Consider the following 10,696-nt stretch of genomic DNA (forward strand, 5'->3'; position numbering starts at 1 on the left):
TCGTGCCATATTTTCCTCCCTATTTTAACGTCCAAATCCTAACTTATTTTCTGGACCTGTTATAGGGGGTCAGGACACGATTATGAGTATTATTGCTTGGAGGCTATTTTTTATGACTTTGTTAGCAAGAACCCATCCTGAACTTCCTTGCACAGCTTTGTTGTCTGAAGAAGAATGGAAGGTCCTTTATGCAAAAACTCATCAAACACAATCTTATCCAAATGCGCCTCCTCCTGTAAAAGATGCAATTCTATGGATTGCTCAACTTGGAGGATTCTTAGCTAGAAAAGGAGGTAAGAACCCTGGACCCATAACACTTTGGCGAGGATGTAAGCGGCTCACTGATTTATCAGAAGGATGGAATCTTGCTTCACCATAATACTTGTGGGTAATAGTAAGTCGCAGAACCGTACGTGAAGTAGGGTAGACAGCCAGCGAGTTATTCTCGTTTCCAAGAGTACTTTTCCAACAGCCCCCCTCCGAACCGCTCGTGACTCTTTCGATGTCAAGCGGCTCTCCAGTAATCCTTACGTTGAAAGATTCTTCCCGTCATACTTGCCATAGTGAATACACTGATGGCATTTTTGACATAAAACAAGAGTTTTACGTTGCATTGCTGACATTTTCCTTTTCCACTCAGGTTGTGTCGTACATCCTTTTTTCTTTAGATCTACTAGTTTGCGGATGTGGTGCACTTCAATATTTTCATGCGATCCGCATAGTTCACATTCTTCAGCTAGAAGGCGTCGCACGACTTCGCTGCGCTGACTCCAGATTGGTTTTGTAAGATTATCATTTACGCTGACCCATTTATTCCATTTTAGGGATATCCCCCCAAAATGGGTGATAAGTGGTTTCCTTGGCGCTGCACGTTCGACTTTGACCAGGAGGACTTTTCGTTCTCCTTCTTCTGTCATGATCTTTGTGCCATACCGTTTATAGATTTTCGGGCACGTTGTCTTATATTTACTTGCCAACGTTTGAACTAACGATACTTCCATCACATGCTTGAGTTTACCAAGTGTGTGAAGGTTATATGCCATCCGATAGTATTGCACGATTCCTCTATATTCTGCTTGGTATTGTGAAACGATACCATATGCTTCATCTATTGTCCGTTGAGGCATATGTCTAGATTTCCCGTGCTTCATGTATTTTGCACATTTTTCCTGTTTCACGTTTTTGGGAATACGAATGCCAGTACTCCCATTGATACAGCGTTGACCACGTCGGTCATGCTTACTGTTTTCATGGAGCACATAAATTTCGTATCCTAAAAATTTAGCTTTTTGATCACGGGCATGTGTAACCAATGTCTTTTCAGCGTTGAGTTCGAGTTTCAGGTCATTTAACAAGAATTCCGAAATCTTCTGCTTAATTGCCATTGCTTCGTTTTTAGTCCCAATTAATCCAAGCAGAAAGTCGTCTGCGTATCTCACATACCAAAGGCGTCGGAAATTTGGATCGTTTGGGTCACGTGATGGCATAGATTGAACCTATCGGTTGAGGCTATGTACACGCTTCCAATCGTTCTTTCTCCTTGCCTCTGTAGCCTGCATTGTTAGCCTGGCGTAAGGTGGATTTGTCTTTCTTCGCGAACCCTTTGTGTAGGCTGGTATAACCTGCTTTTCAACGTATTTATCCAAACGGTCGAGTACTATGTTGCTTAGAATTGGACCCGCTAACGACCCCTGTGGAACTCCACTGAGGGTGTTATTGAATTTCCAACCTTCCAAATATCCCGCTTTAAAAAGTCCACTCAAGAGTCGGATAAAGCGATTATCGTGAAAGCTCTCTTTGAGAATGTTAAGTAGAATCGTATGATCGATTCTGTCGAAACATGCACAGATATCCCCTTCGATAAACCACTTTGTCCCTCTCCCTTTTTGTGTTATTTCCAAAAGGGCAGTATGGCACCCTCGGTTTGGCCTAAATCCATGGGAATGTTCACTAAACTTTGGTTCATAATAGGCTTCCAGTATAATCCTTATTACTTCTTGAAGTAATTTGTCAGACCATGTTGGAAGTCCTAACGGCCTTAGTTTTGATTTTGCATTCTTTTTGGGTATATAGGTACGTCGCACTGGAGTCCATCTATATTGTTCATTACGTAGTAACTTAATGATCGTTTCAATTTTCTCCAATGACATCCCGTCAACTGTTTCTAACGTGACTCCTTCCGTCATGGCACCACCATTACGGTATATTTTACCGTAGGCGCGAAGATAGAGGTTTCGCTGATACAGTAGGCGGTAGGCATCTTGTACCGGCAGTCCAAGTTGTCCACGTTTACGTATAATATCAAGTATTGTCTCGGCGTTTCGCATCATGCGTACCTAGCAATTCCTTTCTATTCAATTACCTGTCACCCTTTGCCCTGTATATGGCTTTCCCATACTCTATAATGGGTCGGTAACTCCCATTGACTACTACGGTGACTCCGTGACCATAGGACTAGCGTCCCTTAGGCCATCCCATGTTTCACCATTAAGAAACAATATCAACATTATTGTTGATAATATAGAACGACTTAGGTTCTCCATTCATCTCCTTTAATAAGTTTACTACTTATCGCCCTTTGATCAGAGCATGACATAGACGAAAGTTTATTCTATGTTTATCAAAGGCATCGGGTATACAAACGTGCTACCGACGAGTGTGAAGTACCACCGCTGGAGATTGGAGTTCAGGCAGTTTAGCTTTAACCATATCGTTCAGGCGTTGCAAGGCGATATCATACACGTTTTCTGATATTCCTCGCTTTATTACCATGCTCTTGTCCCCTCCTCCTTTCAAATTTAGGTGAGGCATTCACCTCAAGGTCATGATCTCTGAACCTTGCTCAGCTTAGCTGAGTATTCCTTAACAGTACGACACGGCGCACACTTTGGCTTCACACGGCTCAAGCCCTTCAAAGGCCACCCATAGGTTACCCGGTTGTCCGCTTGGTGATTGTGGAGTCGTTAGAGCTTGAGTGAGGTTCCCTTTGATCCTGTTCAGGGGTCTTTCGCTTAGAACGAGATCGTTCTAAGAAGTATTTCTTGAATTGTGGATCGTAAGGAGTTGCCTCGGCTCTAATTTTAACGTGTCTGCGAATGGGTGTTTGCGCCGTCGTCAAGAGATCCAGGAAAGCACGCTCCCCTTTCTCATTCTTTACTGAGACTGAGAATATCCAATGCCGTAAGCCATGAGAGCGGAAATATTTTCTCCGCCTCCATTCGGCTGCTTTCTTTGGATGTCTTCTCTTAGCCCACTGCTTTATCACCATGAAGGTATGATGATCTACATAGCTGAAGGTGTCCTTGGCAACCACATGGCAAAAGTAATTCGCCCATCCCCTAATCTTTGGATTAAGTTGATGGATGAGGTTTTCTGTTGTTGCAGTTGCATTGGATTTGATCAACTCTCGGAGATTACCCAAGAAAGACTTAACGTTTCTCTTGGAGGGCTTTATCTTCAAGAACTTCTCTGGAAGCTCCGGTTATTACAAAGTCATCGGCCTAAGAAATCACATGCACCTTGTCCTTTTTAGCAGAGGCACTTTTAACTGTCTCTTCTAACCCGCTAAGTGCGAGGACAAAAATAGCTGGTGAGATGATACCGCCCTGTGGCAAACCGTCAAAGGTAGAATGCAAAGTCTTTTCTTCTATATACCCTGCTGTAAGCCATTTGGTTAGAAGAGTTTTATCCATAGGAATATTGTCTTGTAACCACGTCCCACTCAGGGAATCATAACATGCTCGAATATCACCTTCCAGAACCCAAGGTACTGATGTCTTTTAAACAAGTGCTTTAAAACACTGAGCAACAGCATCTGCCGTAGAGCGCTTGGATCTGAACCCATAGGTGTTCTTGTCCGCCATCATTTTCGCCACAGGTTTTAATGCCAAGAGATGCACCGCTTGGATCGCTCGACACAACATAGAGGGCATGGTCAAATGTAACTGCACTTAAGTCCAATAGATTTTTGGGATGGGCTACTATCACTCATCCATTTCATCCCTTACGAGGAATGCGCTTTGAAATTTTGGAGTGCAGAACACTTAACAAGCAAGATATTTTCAGCCTCAAAGATACACCCTATGGAACAGTGAGAGCAGTTCCCCGGGAGTGGACAGATAGAGCCGATCCTAATTTTTATCAATCCCCTCGTGATCCTTCATCCGTCTTGTCATTTACGCATCTTCTTCAGCTTACTGATTTTATAGATGTCCTGCGGCAGGCTAAATCCAAAAAACGAGAGGGTTGATTGATGGTAAAAGGTATGAGAATATCTGAATACCTTTATAACTGTTCAGACAAAAAAGAAGATTATGACCGCATCCACGCTAGAGCAAAAAAGAAAGCAGCTGATCAAACAGCTTCAAAGTCTCGATGCAGATATGCTTCGGGGATCACTTATAAAAAGGTACAGAAGATGCGGCAAGTCCAATTGCCATTGTGCTCAGGAACAAGGTCACGAAAGTTATTATCTTTCAGTCAGTATGCCTGGCAGAAATCCCATCATGGTATATGTCTCTTTCAAAAATCAAGACAAGGTCAAAAAAGCCTTAGCCAATTATCAAACGGCTCAAAGTATTCTGGAAGATATAAGTACGCTCAATCGCGAAGCTTTAGTGCAAAAGGAAATTTTATAGCAAGGAAATTATGGCCATCAAAATGGAACCCTCCTCCGTAATAGATGATGCAGCTATTTGTGTTGCCAATATGCTGCAAAGCTATTTGCTGAGTATTGTAAATTCCGTTACGAAAGAGGAGAATGTTCATGATTACAGGGAAAATACAACCCTATCACTTAACGAAGCAAGCCTACATTTATCTTCGCCAATCGACCATGGCACAAGTAAGGCTCAATCAAGAAAGTACCCAACGTCAATACGCCCTGCAAGACAAAGCTCAACAATTAGGGTGGTCTCCAACAATCATCAAAATCCTAGATGGAGACTTAGGAATGTCTGGCACGCAGAGCAGCAATCGGGAAGACTTCAAAACTCTTGTTGCCGATGTATCAATGAGCAAAGTAGGAGCGGTCTTTGCGCTGGAAGCGTCTCGCCTGTCTCGTTCTTGCACCGATTGGCACCGTTTGCTCGAGCTTTGTGCCATGACAAATACGTTAATTATCGACGAAGATGGATGTTACAATCCGTCCGACTTCAACGATCAATTATTATTAGGTCTCAAAGGTTCCATGTCTTTCGCAGAGCTCCATTTTATCCGCGCCCGCCTCCAGGGCGGTAAGGTGAATAAAGCTAAGAAAGGTGAGTTGAGGTTTCCTTTACCGGTTGGTTTTTGCTACGATGACCAAGGCCGTGTTCGTTTAGACCCTGATGAGCAAGTGCGTCATACTTTACATTTGTTTTTTAGTGTGTTTAAGGAGAAGGGAAGCGCCTATGGAGTCATTCATCATTTTGCCCAAAATCATATTCAATTCCCCAAAAGACCTCACGGTGGCGTGAGGAAAGGAAAACTTGTTTGGGCGCGATTAACGGAGGCACGGGCGCGGGCCATTATAAAGAACCCTTCTTATGCTGGCGCCTATGTGTATGGTCGCTATACGTATCAAAAGAAATTATCACAAACGGGACAACTTCTTGTAACTCCTATTATCCTGCCTATGGAAGAATGGCCTATTATGATAAAAGATCATCATGAAGCCTATATTGCCTGGGAAGATTATGTGCATAATCAAAAAATTCTAAAACAGAATCAAACAAATGCAGAAATAAACTTGCTTCCTTTGAACGCGCGAGAAGGTCACGCCCTTTTGCAAGGACTGATTATTTGTGGTGATTGTGGCCGTCGAGTGACCATACGCTATAAAGGGCACGCGGGGGTTTGCCCTCGATATGAATGTAATTATCGAAAAAATCAAGGAATGGGCAAAAGCTCATGTTTATCGGTAGGGGCGCCTGCTTTAGATCAAGCGATATCCCAAAGAGTATTGAGGGCTATAACACCTGCTCAAATTGAAATCGCTATTCAGGCTTTTGAAGAGTTAGAGCAAAGAAACCAATCTCTTGAAAAACAATGGCTCATGAAAATTAAGCGGGCAGAATATGAGGCGCAACTTGCTCAACGCCGTTATGAAGAAGTTGATCCTTCCAACCGTTTGGTAGCAGCGACTCTTGAAAAAGATTGGAACGATGCGCTGACCTTCCTGCAAGAAGTCCAATCTCAATATACTGATTATCAAAAGCAAAATATCCTAGTAACAACAAAAGAGCAGAAAGAGAATTTATTGACTCTTGCTAAAGATTTTCCACGCTTATGGAATGCTCCTTCCACCTCATCCAAAGATCGTAAACGCATGCTCCGTTTGCTCATAAAGGACATCACAATTGAAAAAAGTAAAACAGAACGGAAGGTTATTTTGCACATGTGTTGGCATGGCGGTGCCTTAGAGTCTCTTGAAGTTCCGATCCCTCCACCATCATATGAAAGATGGAGGCACTCAGATGAAATTGTTAATAGAGTCAGAGAATTAGCCCTGACCCTAACAGACCGAGAAATTGTTGAAAAATTTAATCAAGAATGCCTTAGAACAAATAAGGGCAATCCTTTTACTCTCTATAGTATAGAATGGATTCGATTTAAACATAAGATTCCTGCTACGTTACCCAGACCAGATGAACTTTCTATCAACCAAGCTGCAGAAAAATTTAATGTGAGTCATCATGTTGTGCGTTATTGGATTGAGCGAAAAATGGTTAATGCGCGTCGTTTGCGCCAAAAATTTTGGGTATCACTTGACCCAGATAAAGAAGCTGCATTAAAAAAGAAAGTTGAAAGCTCAACTAAAATTGCAGTTGCTCGTTTAAAATCCCAAAGTTCAACTGTAGGAGGGGCATTATGAAACCACCGTCGGAATACTCAATGGCCTTTGGCCTCCACCTCGACTCTTAGGAATATATATCCGACGCAGTGGCTGAGGTTGATACCCCCGCCGTCGTAATGTTTTAACCGCTTCTATCTTCTGTTTTGGCGTTTTCCAAAGAACACCATCAACCCCTGAAGTTTTAGCTCCATAGCTTTGAGTTACTCGTCTAACAGCCAAGAGTTTGGCGCAATTGAGTGCGTCAACAACCACTGTAAGGCTTTCACCTTACCGTAGCGTTTTTCTCGAACAGCCTTTGCGATACGCAATTGCAGTCGCCTTACTTCTTCGCTAATCTGTTGCCAGTTGATGGTTGTCCAGGTTAGTTCTAAAGCTGGAGATGCACCAGTCAATGATATTGTCATTGCCGACATTTGCTTTTCTTCATTCTTATGGTTCTCCAATTTATCTCGCAAAGAAAGACCAGTTGGACGTAGGCCTGCTTTCGCAGAGGGTGACGTTTAAACCCTTATCCGCCCCATTACAGGACGACATTCGCTTCTTCCAACCTCCCAATCCTGCACAACCATAGGTCATTCTTGCGACTGACTGTCCCTTACGGGAGTTGTACAGGGTTTCCACGTTCCATTTAAAGAAGTTATGACGGGTTAGGTGCCTGCTGTTGACCGAGAGATATACTGACCACGAGGATGTAAATCCGAACCATCCTCCTATCTCTGTTACCTTTTGGTTCAAGTGTAAATCAACTACTTTCACTTGTTTCCGATTACGATCTTTATCGCAGATTCACTTGTATTCACCATACCGTCTACCTAGCACTCACCTGGCTTGTAGTTGCCAGGAGAGACCTTCCCTCACGGTTTGGTCCCCGCACGTTCCCATGCCTTGTTACATTGTTAGGATTGCTACTTTATTCAAATCCTTAGGTTCATCTAGTGGTATAAATGGTTTATGATGTATTCATATAAACAACTCCTTTAAATAGCCTCGTGTCGCAGCGGATTCATCGGAATACGTAAGCGCCAAAGACTACAAAGGATTTCTTATTAAACCAACAAAGTTTGTTGATGAAAACTTGTTCATTGAAGAGTGGGATAATGTTCAAAGGCTAGTTGCCTCTCTTCTCATGGGGGACGCTACTCCCAGCATTGTTATAAGAAAATTGGCATCCAAAGACTATACAAGCAAAGCAAAGAGAGCCCTCGCTCAATACAGCCATCTCGTTAGGTCTCAATTTATTCTAACATATATACATGATCCAGAGTTTAGAGGCGCTATTATGTACGCCCTAAACCGTGGGGAGCTATACAATTCCCTGTATCGTGCGATCTGTCTCTTAAATAACGGTGAACTCAGAGGAAAGAGTGAAATTGAAATGGAAGTATGGTACCAATGTACGAGATTTATTGCGGCAGTCATCCACTATTATAACGCTTACATCCTAAATAGCCTCTATGTTCGCTCGAAAGATGAAGATGAGAAGAATTTTTTGGTAAACCTGTCACCCACTGCTCGTACGCATCTTAACCTGCTTGGATACTATCAATTTGATACACAATCAAGCGTCGACTGGATTGAAAAATAGTTAGATCAATGGGATTGGAAAACAAATGGAGATTTTGTTGAAAAAGTTTAGTAAAATATCTATATTAATCAGATACATATAATTTTTCTCCAAAATTTATGTTGGTGAATTTATCGACATTTATCAATAGGTTCCAGACAAGTTTGTAACTTATCCGTCTTTCCGAGATGCAAGGCCTATGTCTCTTCAATTCGCTCAAAGTGATAGGTCCCATGAATTTGGATATGTTTGAACATAATGGGAGAGATTTTTGCAATATTATCATCCTTTACTACCATCCCTTGTTCCCGGAGTTGTTCAGTAATCCTTTGTATATGGTGAGTATTCCAAAGCAATACTGCATTGGAAAACAAACTTAGGCAGCTTGCTTTGTTCATGATCTCCTCATAATCATTCGTTTTAAAGACCCCCCGAGGTGCCGTCAAGTTAACTAATTTTACTGTTATTTTGATAATGTAACCTTATCCAGGCAGGGATATAAAACCATTGTGATATATTAGTTTTACTATCACAATTTCATTGTGACATCTTCAAATCTTATGCGCAATAATCCCTAAAACATTCGTCAACTTTTTAAATTGTTCTGTTGGTAATTTAATATTGAAAAAATCAATCTTTTCAACTGCAAGTCCATTTTCTTCTAAACTTTCTGCAATAAATTCTTCGTCGATAAGGTAGGTTGATTTGGGGACATCTGTAAAAAAATTGGGAAGTATTTTAGATACATCTTCAATGAATCCAGGCCATTGTTTGTTAAGTTCTCGACTTTCTTGGAATGTAATAAAAAATTTTTCGTAGAGGTTAGTGTAGGGGCTTGGGGTTGCTAGAAAGAATTTTCCCCCTGCTTTTAACCAACTGGCGATATTAGCAATGGCTAAAGAAAAATCAGGTGGTGATAAATAATGAAGAACCCCAGATGCAAGAACAGCCCCAAGACTTTTTGGACTAAAGGTCACTTCTCCAGGAACATGTCCTACAGCATAAGATATTCTATTAAGATTGTTCTGCGGTACTCTTTTGTGGAGATCTTCAAGGTGTCGTAACTCTAAATCATTGGCAATTACGTAAGCTCCTCTTTTAAGGGCCTCTAGGACAACAAAGCCATAAGCCGTTCCTATATCAAGCACAGGACCTGGAGCATGACTCGAAAACTCAACAAATTCTCTACTTATTTTATGGAGGTAAGATAACATATATCCTTGATTATTTAATGTGCAAAAAGGGTTTATAAAATTCTCGGAGACCGGGGGAGTGTAAACTTTAGGTAGACCATTACTGATTAAGGATTTTCGGCAGGGTTCAATAGATAAGTACCGAGGAGAAGTTAACATAAATGAGCCTCCTTCATAGCAGTTATTAATTTATATTCATGCATAAAAAAACGCTAACAAGGTTCCTTGATTTACAGACTGTTATTCACGAAGGGCATATGGTGCCTAACTTATAAATCTGTAAGAATCACATCTCATGCCTTTTTATATCGAGTTGTATTACTCAAATCAATCACTAAATTTTTTAAACAAATTAATCTCAAAAGATAGATGGATGACATTCATGGATTAACTGCGCAGGCTTTTGACTTTCGAAAAACGCATAATAGCTTCTAAATCGGATTATTATGAAAATTTGTTTGGTGACAGATCCATGGAGTAAGAAAAAAATTTATCACATCAGCAATAACGCACTTAATTGTTAATGGGTTCAAGTTTCAATGAAATTGAACAAGGAAAGGTTTGAGGAAGCGCTGTTGAGCACATTACCAAAAGTTCTTACAAAGTTAGTAAGGGGGACTTAGGATTCTTCCTATATTCCTGAGGAATATGCTGTTCTAGATATTCGCCAAATACTTTGACGCGCTTAGAGTGTTGCAGGTTGTGGGGATAAATATAATAGAGATCAATAGTAGGCCCTTGAATCTCTGGTAAAATTTTGAGAAGATTTAGTTTTTTGATTTGAGGAAATTCATCGGAAAGAGCAACAATACCAAGACCTTGTTCAGCAAGTTGGCTAGCTCCTTTTGATGAATTAATGCTTAGATATGGCTTACGTACCACGCCTGAAGGTAACCCGATACGTAACAACCAATCGATGTCACTATAGGGTCTAATGGTATTTGTTCCAAAAGTAATTAGGCGGTGATTATTAAGGTCATCGACTGTTTGAGGGTACCCAAACTTTTCAAGGTATTCTGGACTTGCGTAGGCCTCCCGGCTCGGAACAATAGATATTTTACAAACGCGTCTGTAAGTTATTGATTCAAATAAGAAATATGACGA

The 10,696-nt window shown here is 41.3% G+C and carries 11 protein-coding genes and 2 pseudogenes; 5 read left to right on the forward strand and 8 right to left on the reverse strand.

The features are described 5' to 3' along the window. The first annotated feature begins 112 nt into the window (after positions 1–112). Complete coding sequence (locus tag K2Y18_00595; protein ID MBX9804236.1) at positions 113–379, forward strand: hypothetical protein; 267 nt, start codon at positions 113–115, stop codon at positions 377–379. Between the two features lie 148 nt (positions 380–527). Here K2Y18_00595 and K2Y18_00600 read toward each other — a convergent pair. From K2Y18_00600 to K2Y18_00615, 4 genes and pseudogenes are all read right to left on the reverse strand, one after another. Further along, a pseudogene (locus K2Y18_00600) lies at positions 528–2,327 on the reverse strand (maturase). A gap of 602 nt (positions 2,328–2,929) precedes the next feature. Then, positions 2,930–3,460 carry a hypothetical protein gene (locus tag K2Y18_00605; protein ID MBX9804237.1) on the reverse strand — a complete coding sequence of 177 codons (531 nt, stop codon included), beginning with the start codon at positions 3,458–3,460 and terminating at the stop codon, positions 2,930–2,932. Positions 3,461–3,500: 40 nt separating this feature from the next. Beyond that, the gene (locus K2Y18_00610; GenBank protein ID MBX9804238.1) at positions 3,501–3,758 is read right to left on the reverse strand and encodes a hypothetical protein; all 258 of its coding nucleotides are present in this window, start codon (positions 3,756–3,758) and stop codon (positions 3,501–3,503) included. Positions 3,759–3,792: 34 nt separating this feature from the next. After that, positions 3,793–3,987 (reverse strand): hypothetical protein, encoded by a 195-nt coding sequence (locus tag K2Y18_00615; GenBank protein ID MBX9804239.1) that lies wholly within the window; start codon positions 3,985–3,987, stop codon positions 3,793–3,795. 25 nt (positions 3,988–4,012) lie between these two features. On the opposite strand from K2Y18_00615, the gene K2Y18_00620 reads away from it, so the two are divergent. The 3 genes from K2Y18_00620 (at position 4,013) to K2Y18_00630 (ending at position 6,853) form a co-directional block, all read left to right on the forward strand. Then, complete coding sequence (locus tag K2Y18_00620) at positions 4,013–4,249, forward strand: hypothetical protein (GenBank protein MBX9804240.1); 237 nt, start codon at positions 4,013–4,015, stop codon at positions 4,247–4,249. A 64-nt stretch (positions 4,250–4,313) separates the two neighbouring features. Continuing rightward, positions 4,314–4,637, forward strand: a complete 324-nt coding sequence (locus tag K2Y18_00625; protein ID MBX9804241.1) for a hypothetical protein — start codon at positions 4,314–4,316, stop codon at positions 4,635–4,637. Positions 4,638–4,768: 131 nt separating this feature from the next. Continuing rightward, positions 4,769–6,853, forward strand: coding sequence for a recombinase family protein (locus K2Y18_00630; protein ID MBX9804242.1), 2,085 nt, complete (start codon positions 4,769–4,771; stop codon positions 6,851–6,853). Here the strand turns inward: K2Y18_00630 and K2Y18_00635 are convergent. Beyond that, positions 6,848–7,248, reverse strand: a pseudogene (locus K2Y18_00635) (reverse transcriptase N-terminal domain-containing protein). The gene K2Y18_00630 and the pseudogene K2Y18_00635 overlap by 6 nt on opposite strands. A gap of 662 nt (positions 7,249–7,910) precedes the next feature. Between K2Y18_00635 and K2Y18_00640 the strand changes: the two are divergent. Further along, positions 7,911–8,420: a transposase gene (locus K2Y18_00640; protein MBX9804243.1), complete on the forward strand. Its 510-nt coding sequence runs from the start codon at positions 7,911–7,913 to the stop codon at positions 8,418–8,420. 176 nt (positions 8,421–8,596) lie between these two features. Here the strand turns inward: K2Y18_00640 and K2Y18_00645 are convergent, their stop codons facing one another. From K2Y18_00645 to K2Y18_00655, 3 genes are all read right to left on the reverse strand, one after another. Beyond that, positions 8,597–8,797 carry a Tn3 family transposase gene (locus K2Y18_00645; protein MBX9804244.1) on the reverse strand — a complete coding sequence of 67 codons (201 nt, stop codon included), beginning with the start codon at positions 8,795–8,797 and terminating at the stop codon, positions 8,597–8,599. A gap of 153 nt (positions 8,798–8,950) precedes the next feature. After that, positions 8,951–9,751, reverse strand: a complete 801-nt coding sequence (locus tag K2Y18_00650; GenBank protein ID MBX9804245.1) for a class I SAM-dependent methyltransferase — start codon at positions 9,749–9,751, stop codon at positions 8,951–8,953. 438 nt (positions 9,752–10,189) lie between these two features. Continuing rightward, positions 10,190–10,696, reverse strand: a 507-nt coding sequence (locus K2Y18_00655; GenBank protein ID MBX9804246.1) for a hypothetical protein, incomplete at its 5' end; no start/stop codon positions are given.

This window comes from Alphaproteobacteria bacterium, from assembly GCA_019746225.1.
Classification (GTDB): Bacteria; Pseudomonadota; Alphaproteobacteria; order Paracaedibacterales; family VGCI01; genus VGCI01.

Bases quoted from the DNA above. Each gene is read 5' to 3' on its own strand.
- K2Y18_00625 (MBX9804241.1), top strand. From the start codon at position 4,314: ATGACCGCATCCACGCTAGAGCAAAAAAGAAAGCAGCTGATCAAACAG.
- K2Y18_00645 (MBX9804244.1), bottom strand. From the start codon at position 8,797: ATGAACAAAGCAAGCTGCCTAAGTTTGTTTTCCAATGCAGTATTGCTT.
- K2Y18_00650 (MBX9804245.1), bottom strand. From the start codon at position 9,751: ATGTTAACTTCTCCTCGGTACTTATCTATTGAACCCTGCCGAAAATCC.
- K2Y18_00595 (MBX9804236.1), top strand. From the start codon at position 113: ATGACTTTGTTAGCAAGAACCCATCCTGAACTTCCTTGCACAGCTTTG.
- K2Y18_00620 (MBX9804240.1), top strand. From the start codon at position 4,013: ATGCGCTTTGAAATTTTGGAGTGCAGAACACTTAACAAGCAAGATATT.